The 15,818-nt window shown below is 50.3% G+C and carries 15 protein-coding genes and 1 rRNA gene; 7 read left to right on the top strand and 9 right to left on the bottom strand.

Going from position 1 to position 15,818, the window contains the following annotated elements:
• Positions 1-30: 30 nt before the first annotated feature.
• Both IG609_RS04110 and gmhB read right to left on the bottom strand, forming a co-directional pair.
• Positions 31-1,572: ribosomal RNA gene (locus IG609_RS04110) — 16S ribosomal RNA — on the bottom strand.
• A 382-nt stretch (positions 1,573-1,954) separates the two neighbouring features.
• Complete coding sequence (gmhB, locus tag IG609_RS04105; protein WP_193397279.1) at positions 1,955-2,518, bottom strand: D-glycero-beta-D-manno-heptose 1,7-bisphosphate 7-phosphatase; 564 nt, start codon at positions 2,516-2,518, stop codon at positions 1,955-1,957.
• A gap of 180 nt (positions 2,519-2,698) precedes the next feature.
• Between gmhB and metN the strand changes: the two genes are divergently transcribed.
• The 6 genes from metN to proS all read left to right on the top strand — a co-directional run bounded on the left by metN (position 2,699) and on the right by proS (position 8,557).
• Complete coding sequence (metN, locus tag IG609_RS04100) at positions 2,699-3,730, top strand: methionine ABC transporter ATP-binding protein MetN (protein WP_193397280.1); 1,032 nt, start codon at positions 2,699-2,701, stop codon at positions 3,728-3,730.
• Positions 3,723-4,376, top strand: coding sequence for a methionine ABC transporter permease MetI (locus IG609_RS04095; protein ID WP_010681577.1), 654 nt, complete (start codon positions 3,723-3,725; stop codon positions 4,374-4,376). Before metN ends, IG609_RS04095 begins: the two co-directional genes overlap by 8 nt.
• A gap of 64 nt (positions 4,377-4,440) precedes the next feature.
• A complete protein-coding gene (locus tag IG609_RS04090) occupies positions 4,441-5,256 on the top strand; it encodes a MetQ/NlpA family lipoprotein (protein WP_193397281.1) in 816 nt (271 codons plus the stop codon).
• A gap of 313 nt (positions 5,257-5,569) precedes the next feature.
• Positions 5,570-5,980, top strand: coding sequence for an Rcs stress response system protein RcsF (gene rcsF / locus IG609_RS04085; RefSeq protein WP_193397282.1), 411 nt, complete (start codon positions 5,570-5,572; stop codon positions 5,978-5,980).
• A complete protein-coding gene (gene tsaA / locus IG609_RS04080; RefSeq protein WP_193397283.1) occupies positions 5,977-6,693 on the top strand; it encodes a tRNA (N6-threonylcarbamoyladenosine(37)-N6)-methyltransferase TrmO in 717 nt (238 codons plus the stop codon). Before rcsF ends, tsaA begins: the two co-directional genes overlap by 4 nt.
• Positions 6,694-6,838: 145 nt before the next feature.
• The gene (gene proS / locus IG609_RS04075) at positions 6,839-8,557 is read left to right on the top strand and encodes a proline--tRNA ligase (protein WP_193397284.1); all 1,719 of its coding nucleotides are present in this window, start codon (positions 6,839-6,841) and stop codon (positions 8,555-8,557) included.
• 118 nt (positions 8,558-8,675) lie between these two features.
• Here the strand turns inward: proS and rpoS are convergent, their stop codons facing one another.
• From rpoS to ftsB, 7 genes are all read right to left on the bottom strand, one after another.
• Entirely contained in the window at positions 8,676-9,668 is a 993-nt protein-coding gene (rpoS, locus tag IG609_RS04070) for an RNA polymerase sigma factor RpoS (RefSeq protein WP_102117526.1), read from the bottom strand.
• 53 nt (positions 9,669-9,721) lie between these two features.
• Positions 9,722-10,747: a murein hydrolase activator NlpD gene (gene nlpD / locus IG609_RS04065; protein WP_193397285.1), complete on the bottom strand. Its 1,026-nt coding sequence runs from the start codon at positions 10,745-10,747 to the stop codon at positions 9,722-9,724.
• 357 nt (positions 10,748-11,104) lie between these two features.
• Entirely contained in the window at positions 11,105-11,731 is a 627-nt protein-coding gene (locus IG609_RS04060; protein ID WP_193397286.1) for a protein-L-isoaspartate(D-aspartate) O-methyltransferase, read from the bottom strand.
• A 139-nt stretch (positions 11,732-11,870) separates the two neighbouring features.
• Entirely contained in the window at positions 11,871-12,917 is a 1,047-nt protein-coding gene (truD, locus tag IG609_RS04055) for a tRNA pseudouridine(13) synthase TruD (RefSeq protein WP_193397287.1), read from the bottom strand.
• A gap of 90 nt (positions 12,918-13,007) precedes the next feature.
• Positions 13,008-13,505: a 2-C-methyl-D-erythritol 2,4-cyclodiphosphate synthase gene (gene ispF / locus IG609_RS04050; protein ID WP_102117522.1), complete on the bottom strand. Its 498-nt coding sequence runs from the start codon at positions 13,503-13,505 to the stop codon at positions 13,008-13,010.
• 35 nt (positions 13,506-13,540) lie between these two features.
• Positions 13,541-14,272, bottom strand: a complete 732-nt coding sequence (ispD, locus tag IG609_RS04045) for a 2-C-methyl-D-erythritol 4-phosphate cytidylyltransferase (RefSeq protein ID WP_193397288.1) — start codon at positions 14,270-14,272, stop codon at positions 13,541-13,543.
• 3 nt (positions 14,273-14,275) lie between these two features.
• Positions 14,276-14,611, bottom strand: coding sequence for a cell division protein FtsB (gene ftsB / locus IG609_RS04040; RefSeq protein ID WP_010299850.1), 336 nt, complete (start codon positions 14,609-14,611; stop codon positions 14,276-14,278).
• 320 nt (positions 14,612-14,931) lie between these two features.
• Here ftsB and IG609_RS04035 point away from each other — a divergent pair, with 320 nt between their 5' ends.
• Complete coding sequence (locus IG609_RS04035; RefSeq protein WP_193397289.1) at positions 14,932-15,717, top strand: basic amino acid ABC transporter substrate-binding protein; 786 nt, start codon at positions 14,932-14,934, stop codon at positions 15,715-15,717.
• The last annotated feature ends 101 nt before the right edge of the window (positions 15,718-15,818 follow it).

The raw sequence follows: 15,818 nt of genomic DNA, 5'->3' as shown, positions 1-15,818 counted from the left end.
GAGCACTTCACTTAACGCACATCTTCTTGGTAAGGAGGTGATCCAACCGCAGGTTCCCCTACGGTTACCTTGTTACGACTTCACCCCAGTCATGAATCACAAAGTGGTAAGCGCCCTCCCGAAGGTTAAGCTACCTACTTCTTTTGCAACCCACTCCCATGGTGTGACGGGCGGTGTGTACAAGGCCCGGGAACGTATTCACCGTAGCATTCTGATCTACGATTACTAGCGATTCCGACTTCATGGAGTCGAGTTGCAGACTCCAATCCGGACTACGACGTACTTTATGAGGTCCGCTTGCTCTCGCGAGGTCGCTTCTCTTTGTATACGCCATTGTAGCACGTGTGTAGCCCTACTCGTAAGGGCCATGATGACTTGACGTCATCCCCACCTTCCTCCGGTTTATCACCGGCAGTCTCCTTTGAGTTCCCGACCGAATCGCTGGCAACAAAGGATAAGGGTTGCGCTCGTTGCGGGACTTAACCCAACATTTCACAACACGAGCTGACGACAGCCATGCAGCACCTGTCTCAGAGTTCCCGAAGGCACCAAAGCATCTCTGCTAAGTTCTCTGGATGTCAAGAGTAGGTAAGGTTCTTCGCGTTGCATCGAATTAAACCACATGCTCCACCGCTTGTGCGGGCCCCCGTCAATTCATTTGAGTTTTAACCTTGCGGCCGTACTCCCCAGGCGGTCGATTTAACGCGTTAGCTCCGGAAGCCACGCCTCAAGGGCACAACCTCCAAATCGACATCGTTTACAGCGTGGACTACCAGGGTATCTAATCCTGTTTGCTCCCCACGCTTTCGCACCTGAGCGTCAGTCTTTGTCCAGGGGGCCGCCTTCGCCACCGGTATTCCTCCAGATCTCTACGCATTTCACCGCTACACCTGGAATTCTACCCCCCTCTACAAGACTCTAGCCTGTCAGTTTTGAATGCAGTTCCCAGGTTAAGCCCGGGGATTTCACATCCAACTTAACAGACCGCCTGCGTGCGCTTTACGCCCAGTCATTCCGATTAACGCTTGCACCCTCCGTATTACCGCGGCTGCTGGCACGGAGTTAGCCGGTGCTTCTTCTGCGGGTAACGTCAATCGATAAGGTTATTAACCTCATCGCCTTCCTCCCCGCTGAAAGTGCTTTACAACCCGAAGGCCTTCTTCACACACGCGGCATGGCTGCATCAGGCTTGCGCCCATTGTGCAATATTCCCCACTGCTGCCTCCCGTAGGAGTCTGGACCGTGTCTCAGTTCCAGTGTGGCTGGTCATCCTCTCAGACCAGCTAGGGATCGTCGCCTAGGTGAGCCATTACCTCACCTACTAGCTAATCCCATCTGGGCACATCCGATGGCGAGAGGCCCTAAGGTCCCCCTCTTTGGTCCGAAGACGTTATGCGGTATTAGCTACCGTTTCCAGTAGTTATCCCCCTCCATCAGGCAGTTTCCCAGACATTACTCACCCGTCCGCCGCTCGTCACCCAGAGAGCAAGCTCTCCTGTGCTACCGCTCGACTTGCATGTGTTAGGCCTGCCGCCAGCGTTCAATCTGAGCCATGATCAAACTCTTCAATTTAAGATTTGTTTGATTTGCTGAACTCGTCAGCGATGCTCAAAGAATTAGTAACTGTTTATTCGTAATGAATTTACTGTTGTTCACTCTTCAAGACTTTTTTATATCGTTAAGATACGGTCTTGTGAGTGCCCACACAGATTGTCTGATTAAATTGTTAAAGAGCAGTGCGTTGTGGCCTTAACCACTTCGCGAGGTGGCGTATACTACGCTTTTCACCTTCGGAGTCAATGCTTATTTTAAAGCGTTTTCTCTTTCTTTATCGACCCAGTTGTGTGTTCACAGCGCCGTGTCGATGGAGGCGCATTATAGGGAGCCAATTCAGAAGCGCAAGCAAATCTCGTAAACTTTTTTCTGTTTGCGCATCTTTCATTCGTTCCGCTTGTTAACTGCGCGTTTTTATCCATTTTGGCAGATCTGCGAGGCTTTCCAGCACACCATCAGCCAGTGCTTCGCCTTGCTCAGTAACGGGTTTACCAGTACGAACCAGCAGTTTTTTTCCTATACCAGCACAAATTGCAGCCTGAATATCCTCTAATTTGTCTCCCACCATATAAGAAGCCGCCATATCAATGTTCAGCTCATGCTGTGCGGAAAGCAGCATGCCCGGCTCAGGCTTACGGCAATCACAACTCTGGCGATACTCACCTTCCCCAGCTTCAGGGTGATGCGGACAAAAATAGATGCCATCCAGATCAACACCACGATCGGCCAGCGACCAATCCATCCACTCCGTCAGTTGCATAAACTGATCTTCTGTAAACTTACCGCGGGCAATGCCGGACTGATTAGTCACCACAACCAGCGCGAACCCCATGCTCTTCAGCTCTCGCATGGCGTCAATGACACCATCAATAAACTGAAAATGGTCAATATCATGAACATAACCGTGATCGACATTGATCGTGCCGTCACGATCAAGAAAAACTGCTGGAACGCTTTGTGCCACTGACTTTGCTCCTGAATGGCGTGAATTACGCGGTAGTATCGCATGTTTTCGCCGATAGGGAGAATGCAAGGCCATGACAATCCCGATTGACTTAGACGTCTAGACGCCCTAACATCCATTTCATATTCTGTTAATTCAGAAACTGATTTATCCAGCCATAGGCACTCACGATAAAAAAATATGATTGAACTTTCTAATATTACTAAGGTTTTCCAGCAGAACGGGCGGACAATTACCGCGCTTGCTGATGTGAGCCTTCATGTCCCAACGGGGCAAATCTATGGCGTTATCGGCGCATCGGGCGCAGGTAAAAGTACATTGATCCGCTGCGTCAATTTATTGGAACGTCCGACAGAAGGGAAAGTGCTGGTCAATGGACAAGAACTGACTCAGTTGTCAGATAGCAACTTGACCCGTGCACGCCGTCAAATCGGCATGATTTTCCAACATTTCAACCTGCTCGCTTCGCGCACCGTTTTTGGCAACATTTCGCTACCACTGGAATTAGATAACACGCCGAAATCCGACATCACCAAACGAGTCAATGAGTTGTTGGAGCTGGTTGGGCTGGCAGATAAGCATGATGTCTACCCCGCCAATTTGTCCGGCGGACAAAAGCAACGAGTCGCCATTGCCCGTGCGTTGGCGAGCAATCCTAAAGTTCTGTTGTGTGACGAAGCAACCAGTGCATTAGATCCTGCCACAACCCGTTCGATTCTTGAGTTACTGAAAGACATCAATCGCCGCCTCGGTCTAACCATCCTTCTTATTACCCATGAAATGGACGTGGTGAAACGTATTTGTGATCAGGTTGCGGTGATCAGCGAAGGACGACTCATCGAACAGGACACGGTAAGCGAAGTCTTCTCACACCCGAAAACGCCACTGGCACAGAAATTCATTCAGTCCACGTTACACTTGGACATCCCAGACGATTACCTCGCCCGTTTGTCTCCCGACTCTCGCCCGGATACCACGCCATTATTACGAATGGAGTTTACCGGTAAATCAGTGGATGCTCCGCTGCTGTCCGAGGTTGCTCGACGCTTTAGCGTCAACAACAACATTATCAGCGCTCAGATGGATTATGCTGGTGGCGTTAAGTTCGGCATCATGCTGGCAGAAATGCACGGCAACGATGCTGACATCAAAGCCGCAATCCAATTCCTGCAGGAAAGTCACGTTACAATTGAGGTTCTGGGTTATGTCTGAAGCAATGATGTGGTTAATGGCTAAGGGAGTATGGGAAACCGTCGCGATGACGTTCGTTTCTGGTTTCTTTGGCTTTGTGCTTGGCTTACCCGTAGGCGTTTTGTTGTATACCACACGTCCGGGGCAAATCATCGCCAACCCAAAACTCTACCGAACCGTTTCTGCACTGGTAAACATTTTCCGCTCGATTCCATTCATTATTTTGCTGGTGTGGATGATTCCTTTTACCCGCATCATTGTCGGAACCTCGATTGGCCTGCAAGCGGCTATCGTTCCCCTCACCGTAGGTGCAGCGCCGTTTATTGCCCGTATGGTGGAAAATGCGCTGCTTGAAATTCCTACCGGCCTGATCGAAGCCGCCCGTGCGATGGGTGCAACGCCAATGCAAATCATCAGAAAAATATTACTGCCGGAAGCATTACCGGGACTCATTAATGCCGCAACTATCACGCTAATCACACTCGTAGGCTATTCTGCTATGGGTGGAGCCGTGGGCGCAGGCGGCTTAGGTCAAATTGGTTATCAGTATGGTTATATTGGTTATAACGCGACGGTCATGAATACGGTATTAATATTACTGGTTGTTTTGGTTTACCTGATTCAATTCTGCGGCGACAGGGCAGTAAAAGCTGTCACACACAAGTAGTCATCACAATACGCATTTGCCATACAGGCATCTGCCAAGAGAATAGTTAATTAGGGGTAAGGATATGGCGATTAAACTGAAATCTATTGCGACCATTGGCGCACTTATTGGTGCTCTGGCGCTAGCGGGATGTGGTCAGGAAGAAAAGAATCCTAATCATATTAAAGTCGGCGTTATTGTTGGTGCAGAGCAGCAAGTGGCGGAAGTTGCGCAGAAAGTGGCGAAAGACAAATACGGTCTGGACGTTGAATTGGTCACATTCAACGACTACGTTTTGCCAAATGAAGCCCTGAGCAAAGGCGACATCGACCTGAATGCGTTCCAGCACAAACCTTATCTGGATCAGCAGATCAAAGATCGTGGTTATAAATTGGTTTCTGTCGGTAACAGCTTTGTTTACCCAATCGCGGGTTACTCCAAAAAAATCAAATCGCTGAATGAGCTGCAAGATGGTGCTCAAGTTGCGCTGCCAAACGATCCAACCAACCTGGGCCGTTCTCTGCTGCTGCTGCAAAAAGTCGGCTTGATTAAACTGAAAGACAACGTTGGTCTGCTGCCAACCGTACTGGATGTGACCGAAAACCCGAAAAACATCAAACTGGTTGAGCTGGAAGCGCCACAACTGCCACGTTCTTTAGATGATGCACAAATCGCGCTGGCGGTAATCAACACCACTTACGCTAGCCAGATTAACCTGACGCCGACCAAAGATGGCCTGTTTGTTGAAGAGAAAGACTCTCCGTATGTAAACCTGTTGGTTTCACGCGAAGACAATAAAGACGCTGAAAATGTGAAGAAATTCGTTCAGGCTTATCAGTCTGACGCAGTAAATGACGCAGCAAATAAAATTTTTAATGGCGGCGCAGTGAAAGGCTGGTAATCCGGCAATTATACGCTAAATAATTCAAGTTTCAGGACAAAACGTTAACGTTTTGAACAACGCGAAGCGTTAGCCCTTTAGGGCGATGCTCAGTAATGAGCATCGTAACGCGGCAAGGGAAGGAATCCCGATGAGCTTACTCAAGTAAGTGATTCGGGTGAGTGAACGCAGCCAACGCACATGCAACTTGAAGTATGACGTGTATACGCGTTTAATTAAAAGATATCTGTAAGACGGGCTACGGCCCGTCTTGTTATTTGTGCAATTGCTTGCTTCAATACCCGCTCTTTGAGAAAAAGCAGAGGAATCCTTAATGCGTGCTGTTCCCTTTATATTGTTAGCCATGTCGCTGACAGGCTGTTCTTTATTTCAGAAGCCACCGGCACCGGCACCTCAACCCGCTATTGAAACCAAAACTGTAGAACCTGCGCCTAAACCGAAGCCAGCGGCTCGCCCGACGCCAGCGGTGTTATATAAAAGTGCAGAAGAATTAGTCGGTAAACCTTTCCGTGATATGGGCGAAGTTTCAGGCTCCTCATGTCAGGTCAGCGCTCAGGACGCTCCCCCTAACACGGCAAATGCGCGTAAAAGAATGCAAAACCGCGCAACCGCAATGAAAGCCAATGCAGTTTTACTGCATGAATGCCAAACCGTCAGCGGCGTAGCAGGTTGCTACAGCCAGGTCGTTTGCCAAGGCACTGCACTGAAAGTCTCTGCACAATGAGTCAATTTGTTTTCAATCAGATCGGGATTATCCGCTCACCGTATAAAGAAAAGTTTGCCATTCCGCGGCAACCGGGCCTGATTGAAGATGGAGACGGAGAGCTTCAGCTATTACCACCGTACAATCAGGCAGAATGTGTGCGGGGGCTGGAAGATTTCAGTCATATTTGGATCCTGTTCATCTTTCACCAAACGATGGACGGCGGCTGGCGTCCGACAGTTCGACCACCGCGTCTGGGAGGAAACACCCGTACGGGCGTTTTCGCTACGCGTTCCACCTTCCGTCCCAATCCTGTTGGCATGTCGCTAGTTGAATTAAAAGGCATCCGAGCAAAAGGCGATGCGATTACACTCGACTTAGGCAGTCTTGATCTGGTCGATGGCACACCGGTTGTCGATATTAAACCTTACCTACCCTTTGCAGAAAGCCATCCTCAGGCGCGAGCGGGCTTTGCCCAAATGGCACCCGATGCCGCGATGCCAGTCACTTTTTCCCCCCTTGCGGAAAGCCAAATCGTAGAACACCAAAAGAAATATCCCCAGTTAAAACGCTTTATCTCGCAGGTATTGGCGCAGGATCCGCGCCCCGCCTACCGTAAAGGGGAAAATACCACGCGGGAATACGCCGTTTTGCTATTGGAGTTCAATGTGCGCTGGCGCGTCTGCGAAGAACAAACCGAAGTGTTGAGTCTCGACCCGTCACATACGTGTTAATACACGAACCGCAGCAATATATTCTAAAATTGTCCCTGCTCTCTTTTGACACGTCGCCCACGCTGGTAAACTAAGCCACTTTTTATGTGCCTTCGGCTGCACGGCAGCCCTATGCTACTTGTCGTTCTAACGGAACTAAAACCCCATGCGTACTAGCCAATACATGCTCTCCACACTCAAGGAGACGCCAGCCGATGCAGAAGTCATCAGCCATCAGTTGATGCTCCGGGCAGGAATGATTCGTAAACTGGCCTCAGGCCTTTACACCTGGTTGCCAACCGGTTTACGTGTTTTGAGAAAAGTTGAAAATATCGTGCGCGAAGAGATGAACAACGCTGGCGCGATTGAAGTGTCCATGCCCGTTGTTCAGCCTGCCGATTTATGGGTGGAAAGTGGACGTTGGGATCAATATGGCCCAGAACTGCTGCGCTTTGTCGATCGTGGTGAGCGCCCATTTGTGCTCGGCCCAACACACGAAGAAGTGATTACCGACCTGATTCGTAATGAAATTAGCTCTTATAAACAGCTGCCGCTGAATTTCTTCCAGATTCAAACCAAATTCCGCGATGAAGTGCGCCCGCGTTTTGGCGTCATGCGCTCACGTGAATTCCTGATGAAAGACGCCTACTCTTTCCATACCTCGCAGGAATCGTTGCAGGTCACTTACGACACGATGTACGCCGCTTACAGCAAGATTTTCAGCCGTATGGATCTGGATTTCAGAGCTGTTCAGGCAGATACCGGTTCTATCGGGGGCAATGCCTCCCATGAGTTTCAGGTGCTGGCGACCAGCGGCGAAGACGATATCGTTTTCTCAACGGAATCCGACTACGCGGCAAACATTGAACTGGCAGAAGCTGTCGCGCCGAAGTTAGGCCGCGCTGAAGCGACGGAAGAGTTGCGTCTGGTTGATACGCCAAATGCCAAGACCATCGCCGAGCTGGTTGAGCAGTTTACGTTGCCAGTAGAAAAAACCGTGAAGACGCTGCTGGTTAAAGCAACGGAAGAAAGCGGCCATAAACTGGCTGCGTTGTTGGTTCGCGGCGATCATGAACTTAACGAAATAAAGGCTGAGAAAATTGCTCAGGTTGCTAGCCCGCTGACGTTCGCAACAGAAGAAGAGATTCGTGCAACTATCGGTGCAGGTCCAGGTTCACTTGGCCCAGTCAAATTGTCGATTCCTGTTGTTGTCGATCGTACCGTTGCGGCGATGAGCGATTTCAGCGCTGGCGCAAACATTGATGGCAAACACTATTTTGGCATCAACTGGGAACGTGACGTTACCCTGCCGCAGGTTGCAGACATCCGTAACGTGGTTGAAGGCGACATCAGTCCAGACGGTAAAGGCACACTACAAATTAAACGCGGTATCGAAGTCGGCCATATTTTCCAACTGGGCGGCAAGTATTCTGAAGCGTTGAAAGCGACAGTTCAAGGTGAAGATGGCCGCAACCAGACGTTGACGATGGGTTGCTACGGTATTGGTGTAACGCGCGTTGTCGCAGCGGCGATTGAGCAAAACCATGACGAACGTGGCATCATCTGGCCAGATGCGATTGCACCTTTCCACGTCGCTATTCTGCCAATGAATATGCACAAATCTTTCCGCGTGAAGGAAGTGGCTGAGGATATCTACCAGCAGTTGCGCGCTAAAGGCATTGAAGTTCTGCTTGATGACCGTAAAGAGCGTCCGGGCGTGATGTTCGCCGATATGGAGTTGATTGGCGTACCGCATACCATCGTCATTGGCGATCGCAATCTGGATAGCGAAGAGATTGAATATAAGAACCGCCGAGTCGGTGAAAAGCAAATGATTAAAACCAGCGAAATCGTCGATTTCCTGCTGGCGAATATCATCCGCTAATTGCCGCCGAACCGCCCTTTCACGCGAAAGGGCAAATACAGGCATAAAAAATGGTGGGGAAAACCACCATTTTTTATTTCAAGACGTTTATTTCAAAACATCAGTAACTCGTCACGAATTATTCACGAAACAGTTCTTCAATGCTCAGCCCCTGAACCTGCAAAATTTCCCGCAGGCGGCGTAGGCCTTCAACTTGAATCTGGCGAACACGTTCACGCGTTAAGCCGATTTCACGACCCACATCTTCCAGCGTAGCCGCTTCGTACCCTAACAGGCCGAAACGACGCGCCAACACCTCACGCTGTTTGGCATTCAGCTCAAACAACCATTTAACGATATTCTGCTTCATATCGTTATCCTGAGTGGTATCTTCAGGTCCGTTATTTTTTTCGTCTGCCAGAATATCCAGCAACGCTTTTTCCGAGTCACCACCCAGCGGGGTATCGACGGAAGTAATTCGTTCATTCAGGCGCAGCATGCGGTTGACGTCATCAACGGGCTTATCAAGCTGTTCGGCGATTTCTTCCGCACTCGGCTCGTGATCCAGTTTGTGAGACAGCTCGCGCGCAGTGCGCAAATAAACGTTGAGTTCTTTGACAATGTGAATCGGCAAACGGATGGTACGGGTTTGATTCATAATCGCCCGTTCTATCGTTTGTCTAATCCACCAGGTTGCGTAGGTTGAAAAACGAAATCCTCTTTCTGGATCGAATTTTTCAACCGCACGGATCAGGCCGAGGTTCCCCTCTTCAATCAGATCCAGCAACGCCAGACCACGATTGTTGTAACGGCGGGCAATTTTCACCACCAGCCGCAGGTTACTCTCGATCATACGGCGGCGCGATGGGACATCGCCACGCAACGCGCGTCGTGCGAAATAGACTTCTTCTTCTGCGGTTAAAAGTGGCGAATAGCCGATCTCTCCCAAATAGAGTTGGGTTGCGTCAAGGACACGCTGTGGGACCCCTTGTGATAACAGCTCGTCTTCCGCTGAGTCATTATCATTGGTATCTTCCTCTGCCAGCGCTTTATCGTCAAAAACGTCAAGTCCATTTTCTTCGAAATCGGTATCTTCATGTAACTCGTTAACTTTCAGCGTACTTTGGCTCATAAGTGGCTCCTACCCGTGATCCCTTGGCAGAATACCGAAATATTCTGCCTGATTTATCGCTGCGGCAGAAAACGCAGCGGGTTTACGGATTTCCCCTTGTAACGAATTTCAAAGTGCAAGCGAACTGAGCTGGTACCCGTACTGCCCATCGTAGCGATTTTTTGTCCTGCCGTGACATCTTGTTGCTCACGGACTAGCATCGTATCGTTATGGGCATAGGCACTGAGGTAGTCATCATTATGTTTGATGATTATCAGATTTCCGTAACCACGTAGCGCATTACCCGCATACACCACGCGCCCACTGGCGGTTGCGGTGATCGGTTGCCCACGTGAGCCGGCGATATCAATCCCTTTATTTCCCCCTTCAGAAGCGGAGAAACTATCTATGACTTTCCCATCGGCAGGCCAATGCCAACTGCCTACAGCAGCCATATTGCTGCTGGCAACAGTTGCTGGTGCGGAAACAGGAGCGGTTGTTGTCGCCCCTGCCGTAGGTAACATCTTACCTACATTATTCTGTTTACCTTGATTACCAGAATACGCATTAGTTGACTGAGAATCAACCGATGTAGTTTGTATTTGAGCACTTGATGGCGGCGTGGGGATTCCACCTCGGGTGGCATCGGTGGTTGCCAACATTCCACCACCACTCGTCAGTCCGCCGCCCGAAGCATTGTTACCAGATCCGCTGCCTAAGCTCAGTGATTGCCCGACATTCAGGCTGTACGGTTCAGGAATATTGTTGCGTTGCGCCAGATCCCTATAGTCATTACCGGTAATCCACGCGATATAAAATAGGGTATCGCCCCGTTTAACCGTGTAGGCATTGCCGCCGCTGTAGCTGCCTTTCGGAATATTGCCGTAGCTGCGGTTGTAAACAATTCGGCCGTCGGACGTTGTTGCAACGCTTTCACCCGCTGTTGAAATGCGTGATGGTGGCGCAGATAACATTCCCCCTCGGTTGCCCGTATTTCCGTCAACGCTGCTGATCGGTGCGGATTTGGAATTATTGTTGGTACATCCCGCCAATCCTAAGACAATCACCGTACAAGCAGCAATGTGACGCAAATTCATCATTCGGCTTCCCATGCGCCTTACTCCCCTCTAACTATAGCGTTCAAAAAAGTGTCGATAACATTCAAAAAACAGTAATACTCAGAACCCAATTCGGACATGCCTCCCTCGCATCTGCTCTCGCTTAACGGGCCGTTGCTAAACAGCCTATCGCGTAAGTGATTGTAGCGTACCGGTATCCGGTGATTTATTCGTTAGTTGGAACGAGAAAGATCGCTACTTCACCATCGCTGGCGCATAAGCAAAATGGGAAAGGCACCACAATGATTAGATGCTAACAATATCAACAAGTTCGCACTATAAAACCGTTGTGTTGAAATTTTAAAGACTTAACAACAAATGCATACCAACGCCACGTTATCAGGCTAATTCCCCTTTGACCAGCGGAACAAACCGAACAGCTTCAACCGTTTGAATAATAAATTCGCCAGCATGGCGTTGAACAACTTGTAAGTATTGTGACTGTTCACCGACGGGCAATACCATCACACCACCGTCATCGAGCTGCTCCATCAGCGCTCGAGGAATTTCCGGCGGTGCCGCAGTCACGATAATGGCATCAAACGGCCCACGCGACGCCCAGCCCTGCCACCCATCGCCATGACGGGTAGATACATTATGCAAATCAAGCTGTTTTAAGCGACGTTTAGCCTGCCATTGCAGCCCTTTGATGCGCTCAACCGAGCAAACGTGCCGGACCAAATGCGCTAAAATTGCCGTTTGATAGCCTGATCCAGTGCCAATTTCCAGCACGCGGGAGACGGGCGTCAGGCTGAGCAGTTCCGTCATCTTCGCAACCATATAGGGCTGCGAAATCGTCTGACCGGAACCGATAGGCAGAGCGGTATTTTCATACGCTTTGTGCTCGAACGCCTCGTCAACAAAACGTTCTCTGGGTACGGCTTCTATCGCACTCAGTAGACGTTCGTCCTGAATGCCCTGCTGGCGCAACTGCGCCAACAACGTTTCTCTACGTTTGTTTACCATTCCCGCCGACCTTAGCTCTGGTTAACCTCGTCACCAACACAGCAATTTTCCCGCCTAGGGGTAAGCCAGTTGCCGCGATTACACGGTTGCCAGCATTGATTATCTTCAACAATTTTCTGCAAAAACGTATCGCAGCACATCAGGCACCGAGATCGGTATCCTGCTGTGAATGCAGCAATTCACGCACCACGCTGGTCGCAAAACTGCCCGCAGGTAGCCAAAACTTCACTTCCACGGTCGCATCATCCCGCCATTCCCAGTGCATCTGCTGCGGATACAGCAGCACCGCACGCCGGGCAGGTTCAACCCGCTCACGCTTAATCAAAGACCACAGCGCGTCTTGTCCGAGCAAAGCCTGTTCTTCAAATACCCGCGCGTCATCCTGCGTACCCAATTCACCATCACCAGGCAGCGGTGCGGTAATCTGGAGTTCGCCCGCATCAAGGCGCGTCTGTAAAACGTCTAATTCATCAGGCTTAGCAACAAACCAGCTGCCGCGACCTGTTAGCTGCAATGCGTCACCACACAAGACCGTTTTCGCCTGCTGCCCCGCGAGTCGTGCACTGGCAACCTGATTAAACATCGCACTACGGCTGGCGGAAAGATAAAAACTCCGCTTACTGCGTTCTTTTACCCGAATCTCGTTATTCGCCCACAGACGAGCCTGCTCAAGATTATTTCCGTTGCGCCCGAAACGCTGGCTGCCGAAATAATTAGGTGCGCCGTTCGCGGCGATCAGTGCCAAACGAGCGTCAACCTCGTTTCGGTCACTGACCTGGCGCAGCACCAGCGTAAAATGGTTACCCCGCAGCGTACCGATCCGCAGCTTGCGACGGTGGCGAATCACCTCCAGCACGTCACAACCTTCAAGCGCCAGCGAGGAGAAATCAGGCGTCTCTTTTCCCGGCATGTGCAGGCAGAACCACTGTTCGGTGACAGCATGACGATCTTTCAGGCCCGCATAGCTAACGGCACGTAGCGGTAGACGAACAAATTTCGCCAGCATCTCGGCCACAAATTGCGTATTGCAACCGCGTTTGCGCACGCGCACCAATACCTGCTCACCGTCACCATCTGGTTGAAACCCCAGATCTTCCACCACCAGAAAATCTTCAGCAGTGGATTTCAATGAGCCAGTAGCCTGTGGTTCACCGTGCAACCAGACGAGTTGTTCGTTATTTTCCATCGTTATCCTACAAAGTGCATGGCAGGATGACACACGGCCACGACATTGTTTTTTATGCTGTTAACTTTCTATAACTGATAAGACTATCGCTTACCAAGCAATAATTTCACCCATTTCTTTTTTCACCAGCAGGGCAACGGCTTCGCAGGCAATGCCTTCGCCACGACCAGTAAAGCCCAACTGTTCTGTCGTGGTCGCTTTCACATTGACGTCATCCATGTGACACTGCAAATCTTCAGCCAGATTCACGCGCATTTGCGGGATATGTGGTGCCATTTTCGGCGCCTGAGCAATAATCGTGACGTCCAGATTGCCTAACTGGTAGCCTTTTTCATTGATACGACGCCAGGCTTCACGCAGCAGGCCACGGCTGTCCGCCCCTTTAAAAGCCGGATCGGTATCAGGAAATAGCTTGCCAATGTCACCCAACGCGGCGGCCCCCAACAGGGCATCGGTCACCGCATGCAGCACCACATCCCCATCGGAATGCGCCAGCAAGCCTTGAGTATAAGGAATGCGCACGCCACCGATCACCAGCGGACCTTCTCCACCGAACTTATGAACATCAAAACCGTGACCGATACGCATCGCGCGTTCTCCTTATCTGTATTTAACGAATAAATTTAGCGAATAAAATGGGGTGACTGCAAACGGGTTAAATAGAATTCGGCTAATGCCAAATCCTCTGGACGAGTGACTTTGATATTATCCGAACGTCCGCTGATAATTTGTGGGCGATAGCCACAGTATTCCAACGCGGAGGCTTCATCTGTGACGGCAACGCCATCCTGAAGCGCCCGTTGCAGGCACTGTTTCAACAGCGCAGCAGGAAAAAGCTGCGGCGTCAGCGCATGCCATAAATCGTTACGTTCTACCGTGCGATCGATAAACCCGTCCGTGCCGCGCTTCATGGTGTCACGAACCGGTGCGGCCAGAATTCCACCAACGTCACTCTGCTCGACAATCGCCAGCAGGCGCGTCAAATCGTCCTGATGCAGACACGGACGCGCTGCGTCATGCACTAACGCCCATGCACTATCGGCAACAGCGGACAGCCCAGCCAGCACGGAATCCGCACGCTGCTGCCCGCCCGTCACGGCACAAATACGGGGATCGTTAGCAATCGCCAGGGTATGAAAGAATGCGTCATCGGGACTGATAACGACAACGACACGCGGTACTCGTGAATGGCGTAAAAGCGCGTCAATGGTATGTTCAAGAATGGTTTTATGGCCGGTCGCATCATTGCCAATCGTCAGATACTGCTTAGGACGATCGTTTTGCATCCGGCTGCCGTTACCCGCAGCGGGCAAAACGGCAACAATGTCAGGCGGGTAAAGGCGTGGTGTCTGCATGCGTCAACGTTGTGTGTTGTTAGATGAAGCGTTATTAGATGACGTCGTATTCGCGTTACGATGGTTCGATTCTGGCACCAGACGATAGAAGCTTTCACCGGGTTTGATCATCCCCAGTTCATTGCGTGCGCGCTCTTCAATCGCTTCCTGTCCGCCATTGAGGTCGTCAATTTCGGCAAACAGCTGTTCGTTACGGTCTTTTAATTTGGCATTGTTCCCCTGCTGGACAACAACATCATCCTTTACCCGAACATAATCATGAATGCCATTCTTGCCCAGCCACAGTGAGTACTGAAGCCAGCCAAGCAATATCAATAATAACAGCGTAAGCTTTCCCATCCCGCCCCCTGAAAAACCGCCTAATCATCCCATAACTTTTGTTTCGACTCCACTGTGTCCAGTAATGGGAGGCAATATTCACCCTGCCGCGTGCCCAAATGGGGATGTTTCGGGCAGAAGAGCATGCCAAACGTGCTCTCAGGCCACTCTCTCATTCCCTTGTACTTTCTGTTCATCAGAAGACATCAGCGCATAGCGTCCGTCTGGCTAAAACCGACCATAGGAAAAACGTCAGTTGAACCATTAATGCTATCTGTGTATTTTTATGCATACAAAGTGCATAAAAAAAGAAATTTTTACATTTAAACCAGGAGAAAGCCATGTTCAAAAAACTGTTATTCGTCGGTGCGCTCTTCACTACCGCCCTATCCACTACCGTACTGCCCACCAGCGCCTTCGCAGCTGAACCCACTTACGTTGTTGGCTCTGGCGGGACCTATCGCCCTTTTGAGTTTGAAAACGCGCAGAAAGAGCTGGAAGGTTTTGATATTGATATAATTAAAGCGATCGCCAAGGCGGAGAATTTTAATATCAAGCTGATCAATACGCCGTGGGAAGGGATCTTCGCGACCCTTAACTCCGGCGACCGCGACATTATCATTTCCGGTATCACGATTACCGACAAACGTAAGCAAATGGTCGATTTCTCCACGCCTTATTTCCCAGCTGAGCAGTCCATTGTGGTGCCTAAAGGCTCGACGATCGACTCGATTGCTGCGCTGAAAGATCACAAAGTGGGTGTCGTGAACTCCAGCACCGCCGATATCGTGGTCTCCGATGTATTAGGCAAAAACAGTACATCGATTAAGCGCTTTGATAACACCCCGTTAATGTTACAAGAGCTGTATGAAGATGGTGTGGGCGCAGCGGTTGGCGATGTGGGCGTGGTGAAGTTTTATATTAAGACTCACCCTGAAAAACAGTTCAATCTGGTTTCCGACGCCAAATTCGAACGCCAGTATTTCGGGATCGCCGTCGCAAAAGGTAACGACCAGTTGCGCGCGAAGATTAACTCTGGGCTGAAAAAAATCGTTGCTGATGGCACCTACGCCAAGATCTATCAAGCATGGTTTGATAACAACGTTCCGACCTTACCCGCAGAATAACGCCTGCAAGACACTGCGCATCTCTCTAGGTCTCCATTGCCTCACACGAGACATCGCATTAACCGGACAGCTAGCCTGTCCGGTTTAATTTAGAGTAATCA

It is taken from the genome of Pectobacterium quasiaquaticum (assembly GCF_014946775.2).
Classification (GTDB): domain Bacteria; phylum Pseudomonadota; class Gammaproteobacteria; order Enterobacterales; family Enterobacteriaceae; genus Pectobacterium; species Pectobacterium aquaticum.
The sequence above is the reverse complement of the archived record's forward strand: the minus strand, read 5'-3'. Positions and strand labels throughout refer to the sequence as shown.

Bases quoted from the DNA above. Each gene is read 5' to 3' on its own strand.
- metN (WP_193397280.1), top strand. From the start codon at position 2,699: ATGATTGAACTTTCTAATATTACTAAGGTTTTCCAGCAGAACGGGCGG.
- IG609_RS04095 (WP_010681577.1), top strand. From the start codon at position 3,723: ATGTCTGAAGCAATGATGTGGTTAATGGCTAAGGGAGTATGGGAAACC.
- IG609_RS04090 (WP_193397281.1), top strand. From the start codon at position 4,441: ATGGCGATTAAACTGAAATCTATTGCGACCATTGGCGCACTTATTGGT.
- rcsF (WP_193397282.1), top strand. From the start codon at position 5,570: ATGCGTGCTGTTCCCTTTATATTGTTAGCCATGTCGCTGACAGGCTGT.
- tsaA (WP_193397283.1), top strand. From the start codon at position 5,977: ATGAGTCAATTTGTTTTCAATCAGATCGGGATTATCCGCTCACCGTAT.
- proS (WP_193397284.1), top strand. From the start codon at position 6,839: ATGCGTACTAGCCAATACATGCTCTCCACACTCAAGGAGACGCCAGCC.
- rpoS (WP_102117526.1), bottom strand. From the start codon at position 9,668: ATGAGCCAAAGTACGCTGAAAGTTAACGAGTTACATGAAGATACCGAT.
- nlpD (WP_193397285.1), bottom strand. From the start codon at position 10,747: ATGATGAATTTGCGTCACATTGCTGCTTGTACGGTGATTGTCTTAGGA.
- IG609_RS04060 (WP_193397286.1), bottom strand. From the start codon at position 11,731: ATGGTAAACAAACGTAGAGAAACGTTGTTGGCGCAGTTGCGCCAGCAG.
- truD (WP_193397287.1), bottom strand. From the start codon at position 12,917: ATGGAAAATAACGAACAACTCGTCTGGTTGCACGGTGAACCACAGGCT.
- ispF (WP_102117522.1), bottom strand. From the start codon at position 13,505: ATGCGTATCGGTCACGGTTTTGATGTTCATAAGTTCGGTGGAGAAGGT.
- ispD (WP_193397288.1), bottom strand. From the start codon at position 14,272: ATGCAGACACCACGCCTTTACCCGCCTGACATTGTTGCCGTTTTGCCC.
- ftsB (WP_010299850.1), bottom strand. From the start codon at position 14,611: ATGGGAAAGCTTACGCTGTTATTATTGATATTGCTTGGCTGGCTTCAG.
- IG609_RS04035 (WP_193397289.1), top strand. From the start codon at position 14,932: ATGTTCAAAAAACTGTTATTCGTCGGTGCGCTCTTCACTACCGCCCTA.